This is a genomic window from Oscillatoria sp. FACHB-1407 (assembly GCF_014697545.1).
In the GTDB taxonomy this organism is placed as follows: Bacteria; Cyanobacteriota; Cyanobacteriia; order Elainellales; family Elainellaceae; genus FACHB-1407.
This window is the reverse complement of the sequence record NZ_JACJSA010000003.1, coordinates 176542-201478: the sequence shown is the minus strand read 5'-3', so window position 1 is coordinate 201478 and position 24937 is coordinate 176542. Positions and strand designations below refer to the sequence as shown.

38 protein-coding genes are annotated in these 24937 nt (G+C 48.0%); 31 read left to right on the top strand and 7 right to left on the bottom strand.

Translation table 11 applies throughout. The annotated features are described in order from the left end of the window. Window positions 1-14: 14 nt before the first annotated feature. On the top strand, window positions 15-719 hold the full coding sequence (locus H6G89_RS06860; RefSeq protein ID WP_190504565.1) for a DUF928 domain-containing protein: 705 nt from the start codon (window positions 15-17) through the stop codon (window positions 717-719). A 69-nt stretch (window positions 720-788) separates the two neighbouring features. On the opposite strand, the gene trpA is transcribed toward H6G89_RS06860, so the two are convergent. The 4 genes from trpA to H6G89_RS06840 form a co-directional block, all read right to left on the bottom strand. Further along, window positions 789-1586: a tryptophan synthase subunit alpha gene (gene trpA, locus H6G89_RS06855; RefSeq protein ID WP_190504564.1), complete on the bottom strand. Its 798-nt coding sequence runs from the start codon at window positions 1584-1586 to the stop codon at window positions 789-791. Next, on the bottom strand, window positions 1583-1912 hold the full coding sequence (locus H6G89_RS06850; RefSeq protein WP_190504563.1) for a DUF3007 family protein: 330 nt from the start codon (window positions 1910-1912) through the stop codon (window positions 1583-1585). Before H6G89_RS06850 ends, trpA begins: the two co-directional genes overlap by 4 nt. Window positions 1913-1987: 75 nt before the next feature. Further along, window positions 1988-2209, bottom strand: a complete 222-nt coding sequence (ndhL, locus tag H6G89_RS06845) for an NAD(P)H-quinone oxidoreductase subunit L (protein WP_190504562.1) — start codon at window positions 2207-2209, stop codon at window positions 1988-1990. Between the two features lie 174 nt (window positions 2210-2383). Further along, complete coding sequence (locus H6G89_RS06840; RefSeq protein WP_190504561.1) at window positions 2384-3118, bottom strand: nuclear transport factor 2 family protein; 735 nt, start codon at window positions 3116-3118, stop codon at window positions 2384-2386. A gap of 314 nt (window positions 3119-3432) precedes the next feature. On the opposite strand from H6G89_RS06840, the gene murG reads away from it, so the two are divergent. Further along, window positions 3433-4488 (top strand): undecaprenyldiphospho-muramoylpentapeptide beta-N-acetylglucosaminyltransferase, encoded by a 1056-nt coding sequence (gene murG, locus H6G89_RS06835; RefSeq protein ID WP_190504560.1) that lies wholly within the window; start codon window positions 3433-3435, stop codon window positions 4486-4488. Between the two features lie 76 nt (window positions 4489-4564). Here murG and H6G89_RS06830 read toward each other — a convergent pair whose 3' ends face one another. The 3 genes from H6G89_RS06830 to H6G89_RS06820 form a co-directional block, all read right to left on the bottom strand. After that, complete coding sequence (locus H6G89_RS06830) at window positions 4565-6385, bottom strand: R3H domain-containing nucleic acid-binding protein (RefSeq protein ID WP_190504839.1); 1821 nt, start codon at window positions 6383-6385, stop codon at window positions 4565-4567. A gap of 171 nt (window positions 6386-6556) precedes the next feature. After that, a complete protein-coding gene (ldpA, locus tag H6G89_RS06825; protein WP_190504559.1) occupies window positions 6557-7786 on the bottom strand; it encodes a circadian clock protein LdpA in 1230 nt (409 codons plus the stop codon). Between the two features lie 229 nt (window positions 7787-8015). Further along, entirely contained in the window at window positions 8016-8492 is a 477-nt protein-coding gene (locus H6G89_RS06820) for an NAD(P)H-quinone oxidoreductase subunit N (RefSeq protein WP_190504558.1), read from the bottom strand. A gap of 635 nt (window positions 8493-9127) precedes the next feature. Between H6G89_RS06820 and rplC the strand changes: the two genes are divergently transcribed. The 29 genes from rplC to rpsI all read left to right on the top strand — a co-directional run bounded on the left by rplC (window position 9128) and on the right by rpsI (window position 24895). Further along, window positions 9128-9769 carry a 50S ribosomal protein L3 gene (gene rplC / locus H6G89_RS06815; protein WP_190504557.1) on the top strand — a complete coding sequence of 214 codons (642 nt, stop codon included), beginning with the start codon at window positions 9128-9130 and terminating at the stop codon, window positions 9767-9769. 65 nt (window positions 9770-9834) lie between these two features. Next, complete coding sequence (gene rplD, locus H6G89_RS06810; RefSeq protein WP_190504556.1) at window positions 9835-10470, top strand: 50S ribosomal protein L4; 636 nt, start codon at window positions 9835-9837, stop codon at window positions 10468-10470. Continuing rightward, window positions 10463-10765, top strand: coding sequence for a 50S ribosomal protein L23 (locus H6G89_RS06805; RefSeq protein WP_190504555.1), 303 nt, complete (start codon window positions 10463-10465; stop codon window positions 10763-10765). The genes rplD and H6G89_RS06805 overlap by 8 nt, the downstream gene beginning before the upstream one ends. A gap of 57 nt (window positions 10766-10822) precedes the next feature. Beyond that, window positions 10823-11686 (top strand): 50S ribosomal protein L2, encoded by an 864-nt coding sequence (gene rplB / locus H6G89_RS06800; RefSeq protein WP_190504554.1) that lies wholly within the window; start codon window positions 10823-10825, stop codon window positions 11684-11686. A 67-nt stretch (window positions 11687-11753) separates the two neighbouring features. After that, a complete protein-coding gene (gene rpsS / locus H6G89_RS06795) occupies window positions 11754-12032 on the top strand; it encodes a 30S ribosomal protein S19 (RefSeq protein ID WP_190504553.1) in 279 nt (92 codons plus the stop codon). Window positions 12033-12117: 85 nt separating this feature from the next. Beyond that, window positions 12118-12483, top strand: a complete 366-nt coding sequence (gene rplV / locus H6G89_RS06790) for a 50S ribosomal protein L22 (RefSeq protein WP_190504552.1) — start codon at window positions 12118-12120, stop codon at window positions 12481-12483. 62 nt (window positions 12484-12545) lie between these two features. Further along, window positions 12546-13301: a 30S ribosomal protein S3 gene (gene rpsC, locus H6G89_RS06785; protein ID WP_190504551.1), complete on the top strand. Its 756-nt coding sequence runs from the start codon at window positions 12546-12548 to the stop codon at window positions 13299-13301. 11 nt (window positions 13302-13312) lie between these two features. After that, entirely contained in the window at window positions 13313-13732 is a 420-nt protein-coding gene (rplP, locus tag H6G89_RS06780) for a 50S ribosomal protein L16 (RefSeq protein ID WP_190504550.1), read from the top strand. A gap of 3 nt (window positions 13733-13735) precedes the next feature. Further along, window positions 13736-13963: a 50S ribosomal protein L29 gene (rpmC, locus tag H6G89_RS06775; RefSeq protein ID WP_190504549.1), complete on the top strand. Its 228-nt coding sequence runs from the start codon at window positions 13736-13738 to the stop codon at window positions 13961-13963. Window positions 13964-13966: 3 nt separating this feature from the next. Next, entirely contained in the window at window positions 13967-14218 is a 252-nt protein-coding gene (rpsQ, locus tag H6G89_RS06770; protein WP_190504548.1) for a 30S ribosomal protein S17, read from the top strand. A 17-nt stretch (window positions 14219-14235) separates the two neighbouring features. Further along, entirely contained in the window at window positions 14236-14601 is a 366-nt protein-coding gene (rplN, locus tag H6G89_RS06765) for a 50S ribosomal protein L14 (protein ID WP_190504547.1), read from the top strand. Then, window positions 14601-14942: a 50S ribosomal protein L24 gene (gene rplX / locus H6G89_RS06760; RefSeq protein WP_242059846.1), complete on the top strand. Its 342-nt coding sequence runs from the start codon at window positions 14601-14603 to the stop codon at window positions 14940-14942. Before rplN ends, rplX begins: the two co-directional genes overlap by 1 nt. Before the next feature lie 58 nt (window positions 14943-15000). Further along, window positions 15001-15546 (top strand): 50S ribosomal protein L5, encoded by a 546-nt coding sequence (rplE, locus tag H6G89_RS06755; RefSeq protein WP_190504546.1) that lies wholly within the window; start codon window positions 15001-15003, stop codon window positions 15544-15546. Between the two features lie 23 nt (window positions 15547-15569). Next, window positions 15570-15971, top strand: a complete 402-nt coding sequence (gene rpsH / locus H6G89_RS06750; RefSeq protein ID WP_190504545.1) for a 30S ribosomal protein S8 — start codon at window positions 15570-15572, stop codon at window positions 15969-15971. A 22-nt stretch (window positions 15972-15993) separates the two neighbouring features. Then, the gene (gene rplF, locus H6G89_RS06745; RefSeq protein WP_190504544.1) at window positions 15994-16533 is read left to right on the top strand and encodes a 50S ribosomal protein L6; all 540 of its coding nucleotides are present in this window, start codon (window positions 15994-15996) and stop codon (window positions 16531-16533) included. A 2-nt stretch (window positions 16534-16535) separates the two neighbouring features. After that, window positions 16536-16898, top strand: coding sequence for a 50S ribosomal protein L18 (rplR, locus tag H6G89_RS06740; RefSeq protein WP_190504543.1), 363 nt, complete (start codon window positions 16536-16538; stop codon window positions 16896-16898). Window positions 16899-16931: 33 nt separating this feature from the next. Beyond that, window positions 16932-17453 carry a 30S ribosomal protein S5 gene (gene rpsE / locus H6G89_RS06735; protein WP_190504542.1) on the top strand — a complete coding sequence of 174 codons (522 nt, stop codon included), beginning with the start codon at window positions 16932-16934 and terminating at the stop codon, window positions 17451-17453. Window positions 17454-17480: 27 nt separating this feature from the next. Beyond that, a complete protein-coding gene (gene rplO, locus H6G89_RS06730; RefSeq protein ID WP_190504541.1) occupies window positions 17481-17927 on the top strand; it encodes a 50S ribosomal protein L15 in 447 nt (148 codons plus the stop codon). 56 nt (window positions 17928-17983) lie between these two features. Continuing rightward, entirely contained in the window at window positions 17984-19288 is a 1305-nt protein-coding gene (gene secY, locus H6G89_RS06725) for a preprotein translocase subunit SecY (protein ID WP_190504540.1), read from the top strand. Continuing rightward, a complete protein-coding gene (locus H6G89_RS06720; RefSeq protein WP_190504539.1) occupies window positions 19288-19845 on the top strand; it encodes an adenylate kinase in 558 nt (185 codons plus the stop codon). Before secY ends, H6G89_RS06720 begins: the two co-directional genes overlap by 1 nt. A 163-nt stretch (window positions 19846-20008) precedes the next feature. After that, window positions 20009-20233: a translation initiation factor IF-1 gene (infA, locus tag H6G89_RS06715; protein ID WP_036002386.1), complete on the top strand. Its 225-nt coding sequence runs from the start codon at window positions 20009-20011 to the stop codon at window positions 20231-20233. Window positions 20234-20363: 130 nt separating this feature from the next. Next, on the top strand, window positions 20364-20477 hold the full coding sequence (gene rpmJ, locus H6G89_RS06710) for a 50S ribosomal protein L36 (RefSeq protein WP_190488146.1): 114 nt from the start codon (window positions 20364-20366) through the stop codon (window positions 20475-20477). A gap of 96 nt (window positions 20478-20573) precedes the next feature. After that, the gene (gene rpsM / locus H6G89_RS06705; RefSeq protein WP_190504538.1) at window positions 20574-20957 is read left to right on the top strand and encodes a 30S ribosomal protein S13; all 384 of its coding nucleotides are present in this window, start codon (window positions 20574-20576) and stop codon (window positions 20955-20957) included. Window positions 20958-21141: 184 nt separating this feature from the next. Further along, window positions 21142-21537, top strand: a complete 396-nt coding sequence (gene rpsK, locus H6G89_RS06700) for a 30S ribosomal protein S11 (protein WP_190504537.1) — start codon at window positions 21142-21144, stop codon at window positions 21535-21537. 174 nt (window positions 21538-21711) lie between these two features. After that, window positions 21712-22659 carry a DNA-directed RNA polymerase subunit alpha gene (locus H6G89_RS06695; RefSeq protein WP_190504536.1) on the top strand — a complete coding sequence of 316 codons (948 nt, stop codon included), beginning with the start codon at window positions 21712-21714 and terminating at the stop codon, window positions 22657-22659. A gap of 61 nt (window positions 22660-22720) precedes the next feature. Further along, window positions 22721-23071, top strand: coding sequence for a 50S ribosomal protein L17 (rplQ, locus tag H6G89_RS06690; protein WP_190504535.1), 351 nt, complete (start codon window positions 22721-22723; stop codon window positions 23069-23071). A gap of 41 nt (window positions 23072-23112) precedes the next feature. Next, window positions 23113-23982: a tRNA pseudouridine(38-40) synthase TruA gene (gene truA, locus H6G89_RS06685; protein WP_190504534.1), complete on the top strand. Its 870-nt coding sequence runs from the start codon at window positions 23113-23115 to the stop codon at window positions 23980-23982. 44 nt (window positions 23983-24026) lie between these two features. Beyond that, window positions 24027-24482, top strand: a complete 456-nt coding sequence (gene rplM / locus H6G89_RS06680) for a 50S ribosomal protein L13 (RefSeq protein ID WP_190504533.1) — start codon at window positions 24027-24029, stop codon at window positions 24480-24482. Further along, window positions 24482-24895, top strand: a complete 414-nt coding sequence (gene rpsI / locus H6G89_RS06675) for a 30S ribosomal protein S9 (protein ID WP_190504532.1) — start codon at window positions 24482-24484, stop codon at window positions 24893-24895. The genes rplM and rpsI overlap by 1 nt, the downstream gene beginning before the upstream one ends. Window positions 24896-24937 lie beyond the last annotated feature (42 nt).

Sequence of the window (24937 nt, the reverse complement as noted above, 5' to 3'; positions counted from 1 at the left end):
CCCTTGAAATCGTCATGTCTCATCGTTCTTCTCGCAATCTTCAGGTTGCTACGCATCTGCTGCTATCGATTGTGTTGTTGAGTGGTTTCCCCCTGGGGGCAATGGCTCAAGAGTATATTCCACCCGATCGGGGCGCGCCAGGACGACGAGAAGGGGGCGGAACTCGTGGAAACTGCCTCCGAGGTGAACCCCCGCTGATTGCCTTAATTCCCAATACAAACTTTGGCACCACACTAGAAGCTCGTCCCACGTTTTATTGGCATGTTCCCCCCACCAATAGCCCTTTGGCAGAGTTTGTGCTGTTGGATGCCGAGGACAATGAGGTCTATCGAACGACCTTCCAACTCAGCGGCAACCCTGGCATTATGGCGTTTTCGTTGAAGGATCAAGCTGATGCGCCTGATCTAGAAGTTGGAAAAGATTACCACTGGTACTTTTCGCTCATCTGTGACCCTGGCGATCGCTCTGGTGATATTTTTGCCGAGGGGTGGATTCAGCGAATTGCCCCTCCCGCCAACTTAACCAATCAACTGGCTAGCACCCCGGCGGGCGATCGCGCTACCCTGTTTGCCCAATCGGGCATCTGGTACGACGCACTCAACAGTCTGGCTATTTTGCGCCAGAGCCAACCCCGCGACCCCGACGTCGCCACTCAGTGGACGACTTTATTGCGATCAGTCGGTCTGGATGCGATCGCTAATCAGCCTTTTCTAAATTAATCGCAGGGGCAAAACATTTGTAGAAAACGTGGCTCACTTGCAACACTAATTCTCTAGAATGCTTCGTCCCTACTCTGAAATAGCTGCCTTTAGACTGCGACAAAAAGTTTCGATCGCCTTTAGCCCTTCAGTAGGGCTACCCTCTGCCATGCGTTTAACAAAGGCACTGCCGACAATCACCGCATCGGCTCCCCATTCCATCACTTGTCGCGCTTGCTCTGGCTGAGAAATGCCAAAACCAACCCCAACGGGTTTGTCGCTAACACTGCGTAACTCCATCAGCAGTTCTTGAACCCGATTGCCAACCTGGGTTCGCATACCCGTTACTCCGGTGACGCTGACCAAATAGATGAATCCTTGAGATTGGGTGGCGATCGCCCCAATTCGCTCTTTTGAACTGGTTGGAGCTACCAATAAAATCACTTCGACGCCTGCCTTGGTCGCGTGACGCAACAGCCCCTCTACCTCCTCTAGAGGCAGATCAGGCACGACCAAACCATTGACCCCGGCAGCAACAATGTCTTGAAAGAAGGTTTCAAAGCCGCGATTGAGGATGGGATTGTAATAGGTAAACAGAATTATAGGGGCTGCGATCTGGTCACGAACTGAACGCAGCATCTCCAACACATGCTCTAACTTGGTACCCCGTTGCAGCGCGCGCGTTGCTGCCGCTTGAATAACGGGTCCATCCGCTAGTGGATCCGAGTAAGGAACACCCAACTCAATCAAGTCTGCTCCATTGCGGTCAAGAATTTGCAATGCCTTGGCAGTTGTGTCTAAATCAGGATCACCAGCCGTAATGAAGGGAATCAACGCGCACTGACCGCGATCGCGCAGTTTTTCCATGCAGTCAGAAACAGAAATCATCCTTCATCCTTTGTTTGCTTCAGTGCCCGTTTTTCTTGCTCAACTTCGGCTTGAAGTGCAGCGAGTTCTTCGGGGGTCATCTCTTCGAGCCGTTTTTGCAGCACGGCATCTTCATAGTCTTTGAGTTGTTGATTATAGGTCATATTTTGGGTCACTGCGCGAAACAGATAGGTGAGCAGCCAACCCACCAATCCTCCGACCAAAATCACCTGACTCCAGATTCCAGCATCGACGCTATCTAGCCCAACTGCTTTGAAGAACCCGTAGACGACTCCGCCTGCTATGAAAATACCAAGACCAATACCAATTACATCAATGCGCCGCATTCCAACTCATCTAACATGTACTGCAACCAACCTGAATGCCGTCCAGACATCCTCGCAATCTGTTCGACCTGGGAATTAGGAGGGCAACTGTCGCCGCTGAGGACGGAAGTTGAGGAAGGGAGACAACAATGCCAGACCTGGGAACAAGAGAAATACTAAAAAGTACATCAATAGACGCTCTACAGAACTGGCAGTATACCAGCGACCTCTGAGATAAAAGAAGGTCAGAGCTGGCAGAACGACGAGATAGGTTCCACCCAAGATGACATATAACAGAAGAGTCAGGGGAATAGGCATAAGTCTAATCGCTCAACAGGACTGTAGAGGTAGCCACCAACAGGGAGGCTACAAAACTTTATTTGATCTTATCGTCTTAAGGGACTGATGATGTAACCGTGTTTTTGGGTCAAGCATAGAGGTTTTTCCAACTCACAGCACTATCTACATTTGCGAATCATGCCCATCCCCAAACTATTCACGACCCACCACCCGTAATCGACGGGTTTCAAGTGTAATGCCGTCTTCACGAATGATAACGGCTGAAATCCAGCGACTATCCGGCAGGGCAGGAGCGCGACCCACCTTAAACAGACCACCCGCAGAGAGCAGTTCTAAATCAACAGGTGCAGCAGTGAAATATTGATTTGTATTAATTGGTTCCTCGATCGCACTACCCAGCAGCAAGCGAGTTCCCAGCGGTTCCTGAACGATCGCATCAAAGTTAAAGCTACGCCCAATCATCACCTGTTCTGGAAGCTGCATATCAACCGTAGGTGGATTTTCACCAGTCGTAACTCGGCTTTGCTCAGATAGGGTCTCCTGACGAACAATCCGTCCATTTTCTAACCGTTGGCGCGATCGCATGGTCGAGTTCAACGCAAAGTCTTGCCCATTAATCACCTGGGTACCTGTAATCGTGGTTGTCGTTTCATAGACAATCGCTGCTCCCTCTTGTTGCCAGGTATTGATTTCGGTTTGATAGGTCAATACGGGATATCGCTCCCACAAATCTTGCAATGCGTCCTCATAGCGGCTCCGAGTCAACCCATCCGCATGGACAAAGTTGCGACCAAAAAATTGCATCACCCCGTCCAGGTTTCGCTGATTCGCAGCTGCATCGATTTGAGCGACAGTCGTTGCAACTTCGGGGGGTGGAGCGTTAGAGCTTTCGGTTTGAGCCTGGGCAACCGATCCACCAGTGAGCACGATACCAAACAAGAGGGATGATAAGAAGCAAGTAACCGATCGGAGCATGTCTATGAGCGGGGGTTGAAGGGTTGACGAATAGGGCAAGCGATTATCGAGGCGAGGGCGAATCAAAGTCAAAAATTAGGCAGATAATAGGCAGGGTAGCTCACATAAGAGGGTTGCGATCGCGAACTGATACATGTCTTGACTCAACGTAGACATGACCAGTCGTGACTAATAGGTTAACCTGAATTATCTTGGGAGTGCCAATATAGAAATCCTAAACGGGTTGTAAGAGGCTTACCAGCAGGACAACAGGGGACGGGGAACGCATGAAATTACTGATTGCAGCGAGTGGCACAGGGGGACACTTATTTCCGGCGATCGCCACCGCTGAGCAACTACCGGATTACCAAATTGAATGGCTGGGGGTGCCCGATCGCCTCGAAACCCGTTTAGTACCGAGCCAATACCCCCTTCATACGATCGCCGTTGAGGGCTTTCAGCAACGGTTTGGCTTAGGAACCCTGCGAATTTTTAGTCGGCTGGTTGGGTCGATTTTTGAAGTGCGGCAACTGCTCAAGCAAGGGCAATTTCAAGGGGTGTTCACAACTGGGGGCTATATTGCGGCTCCGGCTATTTTGGCGGCGCGATCGCTGGGATTGCCCGCCATTTTGCATGAGTCAAATGCCTTTCCTGGTAAGGTAACGCGATGGTTAAGCCCGTGGTGTAGCGTTGTGGCATTGGGGTTTGAAGCGTCTGCCGCTTACTTGAGAAGTGCCCGTAGTGTTTGTGTTGGGACTCCTGTGCGATCGCAGTTTCGGAGTCTTCATCAAGCTAGTCTCAGCGACCTCCCCATTCCAGAAGGGGTGCCACTGTTGGTTGTCGTCGGTGGCAGTCAGGGAGCCGTTGCGGTTAATCAGTTCGTGCGGCAAGCTGCCCCTGCCTGGCTCGAAGAAGGCATCTGGTTAGTGCATCTAACGGGAGAAAATGACCCTGATGTGAAAAGCTTGAGCCATCCCCACTATCTAGCACTCCCTTTTTATAACAATATGGCAGGGCTGTTACAGCGAGCTAACCTGGTGCTCAGTCGAGCCGGAGCAGGCAGTCTGACCGAAATTGCAGTGACTCAAACTCCCTCGATTTTGATTCCCTATCCCTTTGCAGCGGATGACCACCAAACTTACAACGCAGCTGTTTTTGCCGCTGCTGGGGCTGCCTGTGTTTATCGTCAGGCAGACTTGACCGCAACCAAGCTACAAGAGAAGGTACTGAACTTGCTGCGATCGCCCGAAAAGCTACAAACCATGACCGAAGCCGCCGGAAAATTAGCCATTCCCGACAGCGCAGAACGTTTGGCAACCCTGGTGAGGCAGACGATAACTTGAGTACGGATTTAGGCAATGTAGAAGGCAAATCGAATACTGTCTCGTTCTGCATCAATAATTTTGCAAGATATATCCGTTATGCAGGATAAATTCGTAAGCGACGATTCGGTTCTTCTCCAAAGCTGGATGACTTGAGGCGATAGTGTTCTACCAACTCATGTTGCATCTTGCGAACCTTTGCCGATCGCGGCAGCAATTCCACAGGTTGCCCTTTGGGAATCACAATTTGCTCAACGGCGAGGCGAGCTTCTTCTAAGGCTTCTAGCTCATCCTCATCGCCACTCTGAGAAAACAAGCTGAGATTGACAGGTTCCTCTTGACTGCGCGTGTCGATCCGCAACATCCGCTGCAACGCCCGAATGATTTGGGGCATGTTGTTGGCTTTAACGGTGTAGATGGCAAGTTGTCGGCTTTTTGCCATGTGCCGCAGTTTGGAATGGTTCTTGATGTGCGATCGCAACGCTAGTACGGTGTCCGCACTATCCACATCCTTCGTCAGCACAATCGGCAAATTCATGGTGCGGATGATTTGATCGACCATGTGCCGGCTGACCGCATAGGGGTAAACATGCAGCGGCAAGTCTTCTCCATTGGGACCGGCGGCCGGAATATCTGCAAACGGCTCCAGATCATCCTGTGAAAAGGGGTTCTCAAAGGATTCATTCAGCAATCGATCGAAGTTTTGTCCCTCAGCAGGTTGATAGGGAGCGAGTGACAGAGGTTCATTAGGTAACGGCCCTCCCAATTCGTTACGGGTGTAAGAGGGCAACGGAGTCATCTGCCCGGACATACGCCAACCACCACCTCCTCGGCTCGATTCACGAGAAGATAGTGACCCTTGCGATAACGGCGAAGCTGCACGCGCCTCGCTATTGGCGAAGCTGCGGTTAGGAGGAGTCGGTGCCTCACGGGTAATTGAGACGTTTCCAGCACTATCTACCGTTCTCAGCTGTGGATTGGGTTGCCGTCCTCGCAACAACATATCGACCGTGTCTGAGACGTTTTCGTGCACTACCCACTTATGCCGCTCTAACATCTCTACTGCGATATCAAAGGTAGGGGGTGCTTTCCGCTCTAATACACTCTTTTGACTGCCTCGACGACGCGCCTCTTCGTCACCCAACGTCACTGATTGAATACCCCCTACCAGATCGGACAGGGTAGGGTTCTTCATCAAGTTCTCAATCCGGTTACCGTGGGCAGTGCCGACCAATTGCACGCCTCGTTCAGCGATCGTACGAGCTGCCATGGCTTCCAGTTCGGTGCCAATCTCATCAATCACAATTACTTCAGGCATGTGGTTTTCCACCGCCTCAATCATGACTTGGTGTTGCAACTCAGGACGCGCCACCTGCATCCGGCGTGCCCGCCCGATCGCTGGATGCGGCACGTCTCCATCTCCGGCAATTTCATTAGAGGTGTCAATAATCACGACCCGCTTATTGAGTTCATCGGCAAGCACTCGTGCGATTTCACGCAGTGCGGTTGTTTTCCCCACACCCGGACGACCCAACATCAAAATCGACTTGCCTGTCTCAACTAAGTCACGAATCATGCCGATGGTGCCGTATACAGCCCGCCCCACACGGCACGTTAGCCCAATTACTTCGCCCATACGATTGCGAATGGCACTGATCCGATGCAGCGTTTTTTCAATGCCCGCCCGATTGTCACCACTAAAGTGACCAATGCGATCGATACAATAGCGTAAGTCTCCTGATGAGATAGGCGTTTCAGAGAGATACTCGGCTTGATTAGGAAATCGAGCTTCGGGTCGTCGCCCCAAATCAAGCACCACCTCAATCAAGGCGTTTTTTTGAGGATGTGACTCCAAGCGTAGGCGAATCTCTTCAGGCAAAATCTCCAACAACTGATTCAGGTCGTCGGTAATATAAATCGGGGCAGCATTTGATGGGTCTGCCGAAGCATCACGATTCTCTGGTTCTTCAAAGAAGGTATTGCCGTTAAATGTCATGAGGAATAAAATCGTCGAGATTTAAATTACGAATGAATGAAGTCGCGATCGCAATCAGCAAGGCAAAACTGAAATTATGCTGACTGCACAGGATTAAGTAGTCATAACCTGCTCCTGAAGTTGAGGAGATTTGAGTTGGGATACAAGGGAATGGGCTAAATCAACGGCGTGCCACAAAAGAGCTGGATTACTTTCTAACTGAGCATTAGATTGATGAGCCGGATGAGATGAAGCACCTGCTTTGCTGCCGGACTCTAACTGCTCCAAAACTGGCGACAACAAAGTTCTGGCATAGCTACCATAGGCAATCCCAGCGATGTAACGAGGGGGCGTAAAGCTGTCTGTTCTTAGAGATAATTGCTCCTGAACTGACGGCTGATTTGCTGCCTCACGATCTGGCATTTTGCTATTTGATGCGTGACTAGAAAATGCCGCTGTATTTAACAGGTCAAGTGACCTCAATTTTTGAACCGTGTAACCATTGGTTCCACCTGCTAATTGCACATATCCCGGCAAGTTTGCTGCCAACACTTTTTGCCCTAATCTCACAGCCGCATGCGTCGCACCATCCCCAATATCACCGCTCATGGGTCTGCCGTCGGTTTGCCAGATTACAGGACACGCAATTGGTGAGATGAGATGATAAATTGTCCGGAGATAATCAATCAAACCTTCCCCATCAGGGCAGCTCACGGCAACTAACTTGAGTCGTGCCACATGAGGAGCGATCGCCCCCCACAGTCGCCTAAAATCATCCAACCGACCAACTTGGGTGTGAATTTCAACCGCATCAATTTCTTGCAAAACCGTTGAAGCGATCGCCGTTGGGCTAGAAACATAGGAGCGGGTCGTGATGCGCTCAAACGGACACACTAATAAACAACGACCACAACCATAACAGCGGCTATCAATCACCCCAGGGCCAGGTTCAGCAGCAATATTGTTGAAAGTAATCGCCTGTGCAGGACAGATCGACTCACAAGGACGAGGACAGTCGGCAGGGCAGTGCACCGCGTCAAACTCAGCTTTACGGAAATGAGGGTCTTCCCCATCATTCAAACTCATCATCAACCAGGGCGTTTCCTGAGCAGCATAGCCTCGCAACCGAGCAGCGTCCCGTAGCTCACTGGCAACACTCAACGCCTCACGAGCTGACGAAATGACAGCAGGGTCTGCCGCTACGTCAATACAATCAACGCCAGCCAATGCATACGCTAAAGTGAGATTCCGAACGGCAGGGAGGTGTTGAAAACTAGCTCCACAAATCAGCTTGAACCAGTTACCCTCCCTTAAAGATCGTAAGGGGTAGTACAAGTTAGTCACCCTTACATGGTAGTAGGTTAACTGGAGAAATAGAACGAACTATCTGAGATTTAGTTTACTAGAAGAACCTAGTCTCAGATCATTCGCTATAAAAACGGGGATCACCCAAACTTAGGCGATCCCAGAAATGGGAGTTAATCAAATCAATTCCTGATTCTAGACTCCATATCTAGTGACAAATTAGCTCACCAGAATTGATCTGTACTACCGCAAGCTTTGCTAAGGGGGTTTAAGCAGCCGCTAAAACACTGCGCAATGGTTGCCACTTAAAACTGCGCTCGCCTCCCATCTCAACTACGACCTTCAAGCGAGGCTGAGTTTTGGGCAGATTCGTTAGAAACTCTAGCTCTTGACGAGACAAAATTGTGCCCTCAATCAGCCAAATCACTAGTCCCTTTGAAGTAGAAGGCAGTTGCTCTAGCTGATAAAGTGCCATCGGTGGCAAATAATATCTTGCCCCAACCGCTGCCCCTTGACCGATGTCTTTTTTACCGAGGTGAGGCGGACGAACACCGTGTACATCTAACAAATAGGACGATAAATCTCCTAAACCACGGGCGGTGATGTGCAACATGCCGTAGCCCGCTGCCCGTAAACGCCGCTGATAACGCCCTTCGTGACCCCCCTCAAGCGGAACGTAAACACCTAAGGCTCCTGCGCTCTCTAAGTCACGGACAAATTGTTTACCAGTAATAATCAGTGCCATAAAAGGATTTTCCTACTACCTGAGATGTGCTTGGGGCGTGACAGCGATCGCTCACCAGAAAAATTGCAAGTTATTAATCATATTAAATGGAGGTGGGACTTACCTGGAGCGATCGCCCCCACAAAGAATTCGTTTTATCCATAGAGTTTTCTCAATCAATCCCAAATCTTAAACTCAACCTTTTGGATATTTCACAACCTTCGTCAAAGTGCGCTATCCTAGCAAAGGACACTAATGAATGCTGCTTTCGACCAGCCAAATATTTTTTGAAATTGCTGGACGAACGACGTATTGATTGTATATACTGTTTAATCGCTGCCAAATCGCTTCTGAGCTTTAAGGCGAGGCTGAGTCCTTGTTTTTGAGGTCATTAGGATACTGGGTGGAAACTCTACTCAAGTCCAGGCATTGCCACAGGTAATGATGTGAAGTTTCTCCTTCACGCTGTTTGTTACCGTAATGGATTGCAGAACAATCAAAATCTCGAACTGCACAATTATTGTGCGGTTCTTGCTTGATTGTGTCCGCTGATGTGTATGAGATGTAGGTTGTCGATGCGATACGACGCATTTTCCCCTCAAGGGTAATCGCAACCTTGCTCTTTTTTGATGTGTAAAGTAAGGGAGACTGTGATCGTGTCCGTTGGCATTCTCGGCACAAAACTCGGAATGACTCAAGTGTTTGACGAAGCAGGAAAAGCAATTCCTGTAACGGTCGTTCACGCGGGTCCATGCACCGTCACTCAAATCAAAACTCCTCAGACAGATGGTTACTCTGCGATCCAGGTTGGCTATGGTGAAACCACCACAAAGGCCCTGAACAAGCCTGAGTTAGGTCACCTGGCAAAATCGCAAGCAGCACCTCTACGGCACTTGCAGGAATATCGTCTGGATAGTGTGGATGGATTTGAGCTGGGTCAGCAAATTAAAGCTGACACCTTTTCATCGGGTCAGATTGTAGACGTAATCGGAACTAGCATCGGTCGCGGTTTCGCTGGCTATCAAAAACGCCACAATTTCAAACGTGGACCAATGGCACACGGTTCTAAAAACCACCGCTTACCTGGTTCTACAGGTGCAGGAACCACTCCAGGGCGTGTATACCCTGGCAAGAGAATGGCAGGTCGGCTAGGTGGTAGCCGAGTCACGGTTCGTAAGTTAACTGTCGTTAGGGTAGATGCTGAACGCAACCTTCTACTCATTCAAGGTGCGGTTCCCGGCAAGCCAGGTGCTCTGCTCAATATTGTGCCTGCTAAAACCGTTGGACGATCTAAGTAAACCGGGACGGGATTAGAGCTTGATAGCCTGAATACCCAAAATTCGTGGATTGAGTAGAGAGAGATATGGTTGATTGCGTTATTAAAAATTGGCAAGGTGAGGAAGCAGGAACCGCTTCCTTGGATTTGCGAGTTGCGAAAGAAGAAAACGCAGCTCATGTGGTACACCGAGCATTAGTTCGTCAAATGAACAATGCCCGACAAGGCACAGTATCCACTAAGACTCGCTCTGAAGTCAGCGGGGGTGGACGCAAGCCTTGGCGGCAAAAGGGTACAGGTCGTGCGCGTGCGGGTTCAAATCGCTCTCCTTTGTGGAGAGGGGGTGGGGTCATCTTTGGACCCAAACCCAGAGATTTCTCCGTCAAGATGAATCGTAAAGAACGTCGTTTGGCACTGCGAACTGCGTTTCAAAGTCGAGTGGCTGACCTCATTGTCGTTGAAGAGTTTAACAGTCAGTTGCCTCGTCCTAAGACAAAAGAACTGGTACAAGCAATGGCTCGTTGGGGAGTCATAGCGGATGATAAGGTTCTGTTGATTGTATCTGCACGAGATGAGAACGTTTACCTCTCCGCTCGTAATATCAGCAACCTGAAACTGATTTCAGCTAACAACCTCAATGTCTATGACTTGTTAGCAGCAGACAAAATCGTAGCAACCGCTTCTGCCATTACCACTATCCAGGAGGTTTATAGCGATGGCTGAAATTCAAACTCGTGATTTGGCAGATCTTGTACGTCGTCCTCTAGTTAATGAAAAGGCGACTCGTCTCCTGGAAGAAAATAAATACACCTTTGAAGTCTCTCCAAAGGCAACGAAACTGGAGATTAGGGCAGCGATTGAACAACTATTTGATGTCAAGGTAATTGATGTCAATACTTACAATCCTCCACGCAAGCAGCGACGAGTTGGCCGGTTTCTCGGATACAAAGCCCTCTACAAACGGGCGATCGTAACCCTCGCACCTGGCGATTCCATCACGCTGTTCCCAGAGGTCTAATTTTAATTTCGCCTGAGACACCCTTTGCTATTTAGAAACTGCCTGAGAGCTTAAATTATGGGTATTCGAGATTATCGTCCCTACACCCCCGGCACCCGCCAACGTACTGACTCAGACTTCTCTGAAATTACTAAGAGTAAACCAGAGAAATCCCTCACTCGTTCATTTCATCGCGCCAAAGGTCGTAATAACCGAGGTGTGATTACTTGTCGTCATCGTGGTGGCGGTAGCAAGCGGCTATACCGACTGATTGACTTTCGTCGGGATAAGCATAATATTCCGGCTCAGGTGATGTCCGTCGAATATGATCCAAACCGCAACGCTCGTATTGCCCTACTTCAGTATGAGGATGGTGAGAAGCGATATATTCTTCACCCTGCCACTCTTGCAGTAGGAACAACAGTGATTGCAGGCCCCAATGCTCCATTTGAAGTAGGTAATGCGCTGCCGCTAGGGAACATGCCTCTGGGAACTGTTGTTCATAATGTTGAGCTTTACCCTGGCAAAGGTGGACAAATCGTTCGGGCAGCAGGCGCATCTGCTCAGGTTGTCGCAAAGGAAGGCAATTTTGTTACTCTTCGACTACCCTCAACTGAGGTGCGTCTTGTTCGACGAGAGTGTTACGCAACAATTGGTCAAGTTGGAAATACCGACGCTAGAAACGTTAGTCTCGGCAAGGCAGGTCGTAAGCGTTGGTTAGGGCGTAGACCTGAAGTTAGAGGAAGTGTTATGAACCCTGTAGACCACCCTCATGGTGGTGGTGAAGGTCGTGCTCCAATTGGACGCTCCGGCCCGGTAACACCTTGGGGTAAGCCCGCTTTAGGCTACAAGACTCGCAAGAAGAAGAAGTTGAGTGATGCTCTGATTGTTCGTCGCCGCCGTCGTAGTTCTAAACGGGGTCGTGGCGGACGGGATGCTTAAAGCCCAAACCCGCTTCAATCAATTTAAGTGTGAAAAATCTGAAGCTAATTAGAGGTCAACTGGCATTATGTCTCGCTCATTGAAGAAGGGTCCTTTCGTAGCAGATCACCTGATGAAGAAAATTGAAGCTCTTAACATCAAAGGTGAAAAGCAAGTCGTTAAAACGTGGTCACGGGCATCCACTGTGTTACCTCAAATGATTGGGCACACGATCGCTGTTCATAACGGTCGTCAACACGTTCCTGTGTACGTTACGGAACAGATGGTCGGTCACAAACTGGGAGAATTTGCCCCAACTCGCACATTCCGAGGTCACGCTAAGAGTGACAAAAAAGCTCGTCGCTAGAAGGTTACAAGGTTGAGAAATTGGCTATTGGTGGTTGGTCGGCAAGTACCAGTTTACTAATCGCTAAGAGCTAAAGGAGAAAATTATGCCAACTACTACTGGTCAAGAAGTCAAAGCCGTTGCTCGATACATCCGAATGTCACCTCTTAAGGTGCGCCGAGTTCTCGATCAAATTCGGGGACGCTCCTATCGAGAAGCGTTGATCATTCTAGAATTTATGCCCTATCGCGCTTGTGAGCCAATTCTGAAGGTTCTACGCTCAGCGGTTGCTAACGCTGAACACAACGAAGGTTACACGCCAGCTGATCTTGTAGTCAGTCAAGCATACGCAGACCAGGGTCCAGTACTCAAGCGTTACCGTCCTCGTGCTCAAGGACGGGCTTACCAAATCCGCAAGCCAACCTGCCACATTACAATCGCGGTTGCTCCTGGTGCGGAAAGCGATGAGTAATATATTTTTCTTTAATTGTGATTGAGCTAAGACGAGTATTGCTTTTTTGAGGACGTATTGTTGTGGGACAGAAGATTCATCCAGTTGGCTTCCGCCTCGGTATTACACAGGAACACCGTTCTCGGTGGTTTGCTGACTCCGGTCGCTATCCAAAGCTATTACAGGAAGACTACATCATTCGTAACTTCTTTGATAAAAACCCCTTGAAATTGAAAAGCTTGGAAAGCCCTAGCATTTCAGAAATTCGGATTGAACGCAAAGCGGATCAGATCGATCTTGAGGTGCACACGGCTCGACCTGGTGTAGTTGTTGGTCGGGGTGGTCAAGGGATTGAAGAATTGAAGTCTGGTTTGCAAAGGGTTTTAGGTGGAACTGATCGCCAAATTCGTATGAATGTGGTGGAGGTTGCTCGTGTTGATGCCGATGCTGCTCTCATTGCGGAATATATTGTCCAACAACTGGAACGTCGGGTTTCGTTCCGTCGGGTTGTTCGGCAGGCAATTCAACGCGCTCAACGTGCCGGAGTTCAGGGAATCAAAATTCAGATCAGCGGTCGTTTAAATGGAGCTGAAATTGCTCGAACTGAGGCAACACGCGAAGGGAAAGTCCCACTGCACACATTGCGTGCAGATATCGACTACACCTATCGTACTGCTCAAACGATTTATGGGGTTTTGGGTATCAAGGTTTGGATCTTTAAGGGCGAAATTATTCCAGGACAAGAAGAGCCTGCACCCGCAGCAGGCAATGTTCAGCCCCGTCGTCGACAACAGCAACGTCGTCGGCAACAGTTTGAAGATCGGTCAAACGAAGGGTAAGGTGGCAAGTTATGTTAAGTCCTAGAAGAACAAAATTCCGGAAGCAACAACGCGGACGGATGACGGGTCAGGCGACTCGTGGGAATGAGTTAGAGTTTGGCGATTTCGCTTTACAGGCTCTAGAGCCTTGTTGGATTACGTCGCGTCAGATTGAGGCAAGCCGTCGTGCGATGACTCGTTACATTCGTCGGGGTGGCAAAATCTGGATTCGGATTTTCCCAGATAAGCCTGTTACTATGCGTCCCGCAGAAACTCGGATGGGATCAGGTAAAGGAAATCCTGAATTTTGGGTCGCAGTGGTCAAACCCGGACGGGTTTTATTTGAGATTGCTGGTGTGGCGGAACCGATTGCCCGTGAGGCAATGCGTTTAGCATCATACAAATTGCCCATCAAAACTAAATTTGTTACTCGTCAGACGGAGGAGTCGTAGGTCATGGCTCTACCTAAAATTTCAGAAATTCGAGATTTGAGTGATCAGGAGCTTCAGGAAAGAATCGCCGCAGCCAGAAGGCAATTGTTTGATTTGCGGTTTCAGCAAGCCACTCGTCGCCTCGAAAAAAATCATCAGTTCAAACATACTCGTCATCAATTAGCCCAACTGTTAACCGTAGAACGGGAAAGATTGTTGACGACTTCAAAATCCCCAGTGGCAGAGGAGTAGGCAATGGCAGTCAAAGAAAGAGTGGGTGTTGTAGTCAGCGACAAAATGCAGAAAACGGTTGTCGTTGCGGTAGAGAACCGTGCTCCTCATCCGAAATACCGCAAAATTATGGTTCGCACAAAGCGGTACAAAGCCCACGATGAGGATAACAAGTGTAAGGTGGGCGATCGCGTTCGCATCCAGGAAACCCGCCCGCTTAGCCGCACAAAGCGATGGACTGTGATTGATATTCTCGACAATACACCAGAGGCTTGAGCAGCTAGGAGAAAACCATGATTCAGCAAGAAACCTATCTTAATGTGGCGGATAACAGCGGTGCTCGTAAGCTGATGTGTATTCGTGTGTTGGGTGGCAACCGTCGCTATGCAGGTGTTGGCGACGTGATCATTGCAGTTGTTAAGGATGCGCTCCCTAACATGGCAGTCAAGAAATCTGATGTTGTCCGAGCAGTTGTAGTTCGTACTCGTAAAGGTCTCAGACGTGACAGCGGTATGAGCATCCGATTCGACGATAACGCGGCGGTCATCATTAATGCAGAGGGCAATCCTAGAGGAACTCGTGTGTTTGGTCCTGTCGCTCGTGAATTGCGAGATAAAAACTTCACTAAAATTGTCTCCTTAGCTCCGGAGGTGCTCTGATGGCAAAATCTGCTACTACTCGTCATAGAATGCACATCAAGAAAGGTGACACTGTTCAGGTCATCTCAGGCTCGGATAAAGGCAAAGTGGGTGAAATATTGCAGACCTTTCCTAAGACGAGCAAAGTAATTGTGAAGGGAGTGAACATTAAAACCAAACACGTCAAGCCCCAGCAGGAAGGCGAGTCTGGTCAAATTACAACTAGTGAATTCCCAATTCATAGCTCTAATGTCATGCTCTATTCCACTAAGCAAAAGGTTGCTAGCCGAATTTGCTACACCCTTAATGCCGATGGTCGTAAGGTGCGGATGCTCAAAAAAACTGGGGAAATCATTGATTGAGCATGCTATTCAAATTCGTATCCCTGACTAAGCCCAGGGAAATTAAAGGACAGGTGTTATGACACAGAAAATTAAAGCACTTTATCAAGATAAGGTGATTCCAAAACTGATGGATCAGTTTAAATACACAAACATCCATCAGGTTCCCAAGGTAGTTAAAGTTACGATCAATCGTGGATTAGGAGAAGCAGCTCAAAATGCTAAAGCATTAGAAGCTTCGTTGAGTGAGATCGCCTTGATTACAGGACAGAAACCAGTTGTAACTCGTGCTAAAAAAGCGATCGCTGGCTTCAAGATCCGCAAAGGAATGCCAGTTGGTATCATGGTCACTCTTCGTTCTGACCGGATGTATGCATTTCTGGACCGATTGATCAATCTTTCTCTCCCTCGCATTCGAGACTTTCGCGGTGTTAGCCCTAAGAGTTTTGATGGTCGTGGAAATTACACATTGGGAGTTCGCGAGCAACTGATTTTTCCAGAGGTCGAGTACGACAAGGTTGATCAGATTCGAGGTATGGATATTTCAATCATTACAACTGCGAATACCGATGAAGAAGGTCGTGCCCTGCTCAAAGAGTTGGGAATGCCTTTCCGGGATAGCTGAGGCAGTGTGACAAAGAGGAAACTATGGCGGTTAACGACACGATTGCAGACATGTTGACGCGCATTCGCAATGCCAACTTAGCGCGACACCAGACGACGGAAGTTCCGTCAACCAAAATGACACGTAGCATTGCGAAAGTATTACAGGACGAGGGTTTTATCACCGACTTTTCTGAAACTGGTGAGGGACCCAAGCGGACTTTGGTGATTGCCCTTAAGTACAAAGGGAAAAATCGTCGTCCCATCATCAATGCACTCAGGCGCGTCAGTAAGCCTGGTCTGCGGGTTTATTCCAATCGCAAAGAACTGCCCAGAGTGCTCGGTGGTATTGGTATTGCTATTATTTCGACTTCCAGTGGCATTATGACTGACCGAGACGCTCGTCGCCAGGGGCTTGGAGGCGAAGTGCTCTGTTACGTCTGGTAGCACCTGTTTTTAGGAGTGAATCATGTCTCGTATCGGTAAACGCCCTATCAGTGTTCCTACAAAAGTAACCGTTACCATTGACGGTCAACATGTTGCTGTTAAAGGACCAAAAGGTGAGTTGTCTCGCACCCTACCTCCGGAGGTAGAGGTTGTTCAAGATGGAGAAAACCTCCAGGTTAACCGTCGCAATGAATCTCGTCCAGCGCGTCAACGCCATGGTCTCTGCCGTACTTTGGTGGCGAACATGGTCGAGGGAGTATCTCAAGGATTTCAGCGTCGTCTTGAAATTCAAGGGGTAGGTTATCGTGCCCAGGTTCAAGGACGTACCTTGACACTCAGTGTTGGTTATAGCCACCCAATTCAAATTGAGCCACCTGATGGGATTCAATTTGCTGTTGAAAATAATACAAACGTCATCGTTAGCGGTATCGATAAAGAAGTCGTTGGTAATACGGCGGCTAAAATCCGGGCAGTTCGTCCACCTGAACCCTACAAAGGTAAAGGAATTCGGTATTCAGGTGAAGTTGTTAGACGTAAAGCTGGTAAGGCAGGGAAGAAGTAGTTATGAAACTAAGTCGCAAAGAATCAACTCGCCGCCGCCATGGTCGTATTCGACGCAGTGTTTTAGGCACTACCGAGCGTCCTCGATTGGCTGTTTTCCGCTCTAATCAACACATTTATGCGCAGGTAATTGATGATTCACGCCATCACACCTTAGTTGCTGCGTCAACACTAGAACCAGAGTTGAGACAGCAGCTTGAAACAGGGTCAAATTGTGAAGCCTCGGCTCAAATTGGCAAACTGATTGCAGAGCGATCGCTTCAACAAGGAATCAAACAGGTAGTGTTCGATCGAGGTGGCAATCTGTATCATGGTCGGGTCAAAGCTTTAGCAGACGCAGCCCGTGAGGGTGGACTCGATTTTTAGAACCCGTAATGATTAGACAACAGGATTAAAGAGATGGCTAAAAATCGTAAAAGCAGTCGCGCCCGCGAGAAAGAAACCGATTGGCAGGAAAGAGTCGTCCAGATTCGCCGAGTCACTAAAGTCGTGAAGGGAGGAAAGAAACTCAGCTTCAGGGCGATCGTTATTGTTGGCAACGAGCGCGGTCAAGTTGGTGTTGGGGTAGGCAAAGCCAGTGATGTGATTGGTGCTGTCCGCAAAGGCGTTGCAGATGGCAAGAAGCATCTTGTCGATGTTCCTTTGACAAAATCTAACTCAATTCCTCACCCCGTTAATGGAATGGGTGGTGGTGCCAAAGTGATGATGCGACCTGCTGCTCCTGGTACTGGAGTAATTGCAGGTGGCGCAGTCCGAACCGTCCTGGAGTTAGCTGGGGTTCGCAACGTTTTGGCAAAGCAATTGGGATCGGGTAACCCACTCAACAACGCTAGAGCTGCTGCTAATGCGTTGGCATCGCTTCGTACCTTTTCCGAAGTGGCTGAAGAGCGAGGCGTTTCTGTCGAAAATTTATACGCCTGAGAAGGTGTGAATTAACTGGTAACAAATATGAGACTTACAGACGCTTTACCAAAAGAAGGATCCCAAAAACGCCGTCGTCGTATTGGGCGCGGTATCTCTGCTGGACAGGGAGCGAGTGGTGGCTTTGGTATGCGAGGACAAAAGTCACGCTCAGGTCGAGGGACCCGTCCTGGATTTGAGGGGGGTCAGTTGCCTCTGTACCGTCGTATTCCTAAGTTGAAGCACTTTACGGTAATTAACCGTCAGCAGTACACTACGATCAACATAGCTGATTTAGCTAGTCTTCCGGCTAATACTCAGGTTAATTTAGCAACATTAATGGAAGCAGGATTAATCACATCTGATGATGGTCCTTTGAAAGTGCTTGGGGATGGTGAACTAACAGTTCCTCTTCAGGTTGAGGCTGCTGCATTTACTGCATCGGCTCGCACCAAAATTGAAGGAGCTGGCGGCACTTGCACTGAAACTGATTAAGCTGCGCTTAGGTGTAGTAGTTCCCTGTTAGATTCTGTCATAGAGGTATCCTGCTCATGGTTGTCAGTCGAGATAAGGCTCCAACAGCGCAAGAAACGTTTATTCAAATGGCACAAGCTGCTGGCTTGCGAGGTCGGCTGTTGGTCACTATTGGGCTTCTAATTCTGGTGCGTTTGGGAGTTTTCGTTCCTATCCCTGGAATTGATCGAGTTGCTTTTCAAGAAGCCATCCGAGGAAGCAACTTGGGAAGCCTCATTGGTTTCATAGATATTCTGACAGGCGGTTTCTCTGCACTAGGGATTTTTGCGTTGGGAATTCTACCCTATATTAATGCTTCTATTATTTTGCAGTTATTGACAGCAGCTCTTCCTAGCTTGGAAGACTTGCAGAAAAATGAGGGAGAAGCAGGGCGACGTAAGATATCTCAAATCACACGTTATGTAGCTCTAGGTTGGGCTGTTCTACAAAGTTTTGGAGTTGCACTTCTAGTCAATAATTACGCAACAACCCCCGGGACCCTATTTATTGTAGAAACGGTGATCGCCTTGACGGCAGGCTCCATGTTCGTCATGTGGGTTGGTGAGTTAATTACAGAGCGAGGCATCGGTAATGGGGCTTCTTTGCTGATTTTTGTCAGCATCGTCTCGACACTCCCTAGCTCTCTTGGTCAAACAATTGAGCTAGCGCAGAACGGCGATCGCAGTCTCGTTGGTGGAATCATCATCCTGTTGTTGGTTTTCTTGGTGATGATTGTTGGTATCGTGTTTGTCCAGGAAGGAACTCGTCGTATTCCAATTATTTCTGCTCGTCGCCAAGTAGGTCGGCGGATGTATCTTGAGAAGAGCAGTTACTTGCCACTTCGCCTCAACCAAGGTGGGGTGATGCCCATCATCTTTGCTTCTGCGGTTTTATTTCTACCTGCCTCGCTGGTTCAATTTTTTCCCAATCGAGGATTAGAGCAATTCATTCAATACTTAAGTCCAGGACACTGGGTTTATGTAATTTTGTACCTTGTTCTGATCCTATTCTTCAGCTATTTCTACGCCTCGATTACAGTCAACCCTGTTGACATGTCTCAAAATCTCAAAAAGATGGGAGCAAGTATTCCAGGGATTCGACCGGGCAAGGCGACCAGCGAATACATTGAGCGCGTTCTAAATCGTCTGATTTTTCTGGGTGCAATCTTTCTCGGACTAGTAGCGATTGTTCCAACAGCTGTAGAAAGCGCAACTCAAGTTAGGACATTTCAAGGATTTGGTGCAACATCCTTGTTGATTTTGGTGGGTGTGGCGATCGACACCGCCAAGCAGATTCAAACTTATGTAATTTCCCAACGATATGAGGGGATGGTGAAGCAATAGTGGTACGTTTGATTTTTCTAGGTCCACCGGGTGCCGGTAAAGGTACGCAAGCAACACTTTTGGCAAAGAGCTTCTCTATACCTCATATCTCTACAGGCGATATTTTGAGGGGCGCGGTAGCTGAAAGAACCGATCTAGGGCTTAAAGCTCAAGCTTACATGGATCGCGGAGAGTTGGTACCTGATCAGCTTCTTTTAGATATGATCCGGAATCGCTTAAACCAGTCAGATGCAGAATCAGGTTGGATTTTGGATGGTTTCCCAAGAAATATCGCTCAAGCTGATTTTCTAGATCAGTTACTTCTTGAGATTCATCAATCTTGTGATGCTGTGGTCAACATTGATGTACCTGACGAAGTTCTAGTTTCACGGCTTCTGGAACGTGGTCGTAAGGATGATAGCGAGGAAGTCATTCGTAGACGTCTTGACGTTTACCGCAGTCAGACCGCACCTTTAATTGATGCTTATCGTAATCGGCAGCAGCTTGTTTCTGTTAATGGCAATCAACCAATTGATACTGTAACGTCAGAGCTTCAACGACTGATAGAGCACAAATAATTCTTCACCAGAAGAGTAAACTTGACCCCAAGTGCAGGTTGACACTAAACCATTTTTAGTAAAGGTTTGTTAGTCTTGAAATGATAAGTAGTTGAATAGGCGGAAAGAAGCTATACTTTCATTCTTCTGTTCACGGTTTATGTCGTTTTTGAGGGCACACTCATTGTCTAAACAAGATTTGATTGAAATGGAAGGGACAGTGACAGATTCACTGCCAAATGCAATGTTCCGTGTCGATTTAGACAACGGATTTAATGTATTGGCTCATATCTCTGGAAAGATTCGGCGCAACTACATTAAAATCTTGCCCGGCGATCGCGTCAAAGTTGAGCTAACTCCTTATGATTTGACTAAGGGTAGGATTACTTATCGGCTCCGGAAAAAATAATTTATTTTTTTGAGAAAATCAAGTTTTTTGTTTGCTGGTCAAGTCATGTTTTGTTTGACTAAGATTTAGTTTGATAAAAGCCTATAGAAAGGTTATAATGTTACGTTTGTAATACTGTAAATTCTACGCCATGAAGGTTCGAGCATCCGTCCGTAAGATTTGTGAAAAGTGCCGTGTCATCCGTCGTCGTGGTCGTGTCATGGTGATTTGTGCCAACCCGAAGCACAAACAACGTCAAGGCTAATTCCCTTTTAGCCCTAAGTCTAGACTGAACACGGATGTTTGCCTAGGCATTTTGGATTCAGAAATATGTGGAAATTGAGTCAAGGAGATTTTTAACGTGGCACGGATTGCTGGAGTAGACCTCCCACGTGATAAGCGCGTCGAAATAGGTCTTACTTATATCTATGGGATTGGACTAACCCGTTCGAAAGAAATTCTAGTTGCAACTGGAGTTAACCCGGACACCCGTGTTAAGGATCTGAGCGATCCCGATGTCGCTGCTCTTCGCGAGATTATCGAGAACGACTACCAGGTTGAGGGTGACTTGCGCCGATTGGAAGCAATTAACATCAAGCGATTGATGGATATTGGTACGTATCGTGGACGACGTCATCGTGCAGGGCTACCAGTCAGAGGTCAGCGAACTAGAACCAATGCACGCACTCGTCGGGGTGGACGTCGTACAGTCGCTGGCAAGAAGAAGGCACCGAGCAAGAAGTAGGGATGCCGATTTCGATGTGGTTCACATCTTGCAGATTAAGTACATCCATGAATTGTCAGAATCTGAGGTACGACTAGATTGCAAACTGTGACCTACATTACTTATTTGAGATGCAAATCTCCACAGACGTCGTTCTACAGCTTCCCTTCATTAAGTAGTTCAAATCAGTATCAGAGATATCAACATGGCACGACAACCGACCAAAAAAACTGGAGCTAAAAAGCAAAAGCGTCACGTACCAAGTGGTGTAGCCCACATTCAGTCTACTTTCAATAATACGATTGTCACAATCACAGATACAAACGGTGAAGCTATTTCATGGGCGTCTTCCGGCTCAAGTGGCTTTAAGGGCGCAAAGAAAGGTACACCATTTGCTGCTCAAACAGCTGCTGAAAACGCTGCCCGTCGAGCGATCGATCAGGGAATGAGACAAATTGAGGTAATGGTTAGTGGACCTGGTTCTGGTCGCGAGACGGCAATTCGTGCTCTTCAAGGTGCTGGCTTAGAGATTACATTAATTCGGGATGTAACCCCCATTCCACATAATGGCTGCCGTCCTCCTAAACGTCGTCGAGTTTAAGGTTTTGAACTCTTTCCCTGGCTGAACACCTGTAAGACAAAGCTTCTTGGTTTACTGTGTTTTTCTAAGTCGTTAACAAGGGAAAGATTTTTGCGGTCAGAGCTCTGACTTGCAAGATGTTGAGAAGTCGGTTGTGCTTTCTGACTAGTGCTTAAAGAGTAGGGAGGTTGGTAGATGGCACAGTTTCAAGTTGAATGTGTGGAGTCTGACACAAGTAGTGCACAAGGCTTGTATAGCCGTTTTGTGCTGGAACCTCTTGAGCGAGGACAAGGAACAACAGTCGGTAATGCTCTACGACGAGTGCTGTTGTCCAATTTAGAGGGTTCAGCTGTAACAGCAGTACGCATTGCAGGCGTAACTCATGAGTTTATGACAATTCCTGGTGTTCGGGAAGATGTTTTAGACATCTTGCTGAATATGAAGGAGATTGTGCTCAAAAGTTACTCTTCGCAACCCCAAATAGGGCGTTTACGAGTTGAAGGTCCAGCAACAGTTACATCCGAGTACTTTGAGTTGCCATCCGAGGTCGAAATTATTGATCCCGATCAATATATTGCTACCGTAGCAGCAGGTGCGACCTTTGAAATGGAGTTTAGGATTGAAAAGGGGGTTGGCTACCGAGCCATTGAAAGGGGGCGGGACGAAACTTCTGCACTCGATTTCCTCCAAATCGACTCTGTGTTCATGCCTGTTCGTAAGGTGAACTACACCGTTGAAGATGCCAGAGTCGGGGGTTCCCTAGAGCGGGATCGCCTGATTATGGAAGTCTGGACTAATGGTAGTGTTACTCCACAGGAAGCACTGAGCCAAGCAGCTAACATTTTGGTTGATTTGTTTAATCCTCTTAAAGACATCACATTTGAACAGATGAAGGATGTTCTTGATGATGATGAAGACCCAGCCAACCAAATCCCTATTGAGGAGCTGCAACTCTCTGTCCGAGCCTATAACTGTTTGAAGCGAGCACAAATTAATTCTGTCGCAGACTTGCTAGATTACACACAAGAAGATCTACTAGAGATCAAAAACTTTGGTGCAAAGTCTGCTGAAGAGGTAATTGAAGCATTGCAAAACCGATTGGGGATTACCCTTCCTCATGAGAAATCTGCCAAAACCAGTTAAACTGTAAGATCGGCAGTTAGCTTGTTTTTATTGTTTAGTATTCTTCGTCGTACTGTTTCTTATGCGTCATCGTTGTCGTGTTCCTCAACTTGGTAAGCCTGCCGATCAGCGCCGTGCTCTTTTACGAGCCCTGACTACAGAGCTAATTCGTCATGGTCGAATTACAACGACTAAGGTGCGTGCTAAGGCTGTGCGCTCCGAAGTCGAAAAGATGATTTCTTTGGCAAAAGATGGTTCCCTTACTGCCCGTCGGCAAGCATTGGGCTATATCTACGACAAAGATTTGGTTCATGCTCTTTTTGAACAAGCAAAGGAGCGATATGGTGATCGCCAAGGCGGTTATACCCGTATCCTTCGCACGGTGAGCCGCCGAGGAGATAACTCTGAGATGGCAATTATTGAGTTGACATGATTAGGATTTGAATTCACATGTCTGCTGTTTTGCCACCGTCCATGACTACTTCTGATCGTATTACTGGAAACGGTTCAGAAAAGTTTCAAAGAGTTGCCCTGGTCATTCAATACCTGGGCACTCATTTTCATGGCTGGCAGCGGCAAACCAAACATCGTACTGTGCAAGAAGAAATTGAAAAAGCGTTGCAAGCGGTCCTTAAGCATCCTGTAACGTTACACGGAGCAGGTAGGACAGATGCAGGCGTACATGCAGCCGCACAGGTCGCTCATTTTGATGCTCCTGAATGGATTCCAGCTTATCGTTGGACTGATATTCTGAACCATCGCTTACCCAGCGATATTGTGATTCGAGCCTCGGCTGTTGTTCGTCAAGATTGGCATGCTCGATTCTCAGCATTGTGGCGACGATATCGCTACGTTATCTACACCGAAGCTCGCCCCAATCTATTTGTCTGTCCTTTTTCCTGGCACTATTACCATGCATCGCTTGACGCATCGCTCATGCAAGAAGCTTTAAATCCTTTATTAGGACGTCACCATCTAGCTGCTTTCCATCGCGCTAATTCAGGTCGTCCCCACTCATGGGTTGAGATTCAAGCAGCAGAGTGCGTACGTAAGGGCTCATTTATTAGTATTGAGGTTCAAGCGAGTGGTTTCCTGTACGGCATGATGCGGTTATTGATTGGCATTTTGGTTGAAGTAGGACGAGGGTGGCGATCGCCCGCTGAATTCACAGAACTTTGGACTCAACAGCGGCGGGATCAGGTCAGATATGCCGCTCCACCTCAAGGCTTATGTTTATTGCGAGTTGGATACGCTGACTTTCCGTTCCCTACTGAGGTCTGGTTTGATACTCAACCTCAATTTGTATTTCAGTCTGTAACAGAGCCCCAGTATTGCCTCACCTAAACCTTGCCTCCGAAATTCTAGTTTGTAATTTGTCGAAACCTACTATGAACAAGACCTACCTTCCCCCTCAAGATACAATCCAACGGAACTGGTATGTTGTAGACGCTGCAAACCAGCGTTTAGGACGCCTAGCCAGTGAAATCGCCATGATTTTGCGGGGTAAAAACAAGCCAACCTACACCCCTCACTTAGATACGGGTGATTTTGTTGTCGTCATCAACGCTGAAAAAGTAGACATCACCGGCAAGAAACGGGAACAAAAGATTTATCGCCGCCATTCTGGGCGACCTGGCGGAATGAAAACAGAAAGTTTTGCCAAGCTGCAAAATCGTCTGCCAGAGCGTATTATCGAGCAGGCTGTAAAGGGAATGTTGCCTAAGAACACCCTTGGTCGCCAACTCTTTACAAAACTCAAAGTCTATGCAGGTTCTGAGCATCCACATCAAGCTCAGCAACCAGAACTCTTACAAATCAAGACTATTCCTGGAGGAGAGAATTAATGCAAGCTACTGAGAAAACAGGGCGCGTTATGTATTGGGGTACTGGTCGCCGCAAATCTGCGATTGCGAGAGTTCGCTTAGTACCTGGTAGTGGTCAGCTAGTTATCAATGGTAAACCTGGAGACTTGTACCTCCAATTCAACCCTACCTATTTGGCAGTCGCGAAAGCCCCCCTGGAAACATTGGGTCTGGAAAACGAATACGACATTCTAGTCAATGCTCAAGGGGGCGGATTGACAGGGCAAGCTGACTCCATTCGTTTAGGGGTAGCTCGTGCTCTTTGTCAGCTTGATCCCGACAACCGTAAGCCTTTGAAGATTGAGGGATATCTAACTCGTGATCCTCGTGCTAAAGAGCGGAAGAAGTATGGTTTGCACAAGGCACGCAAAGCTCCCCAATACTCGAAGCGATAAAAGTTAGAATTAGTAAAGACATCCATTTCTACATCCTTAAAT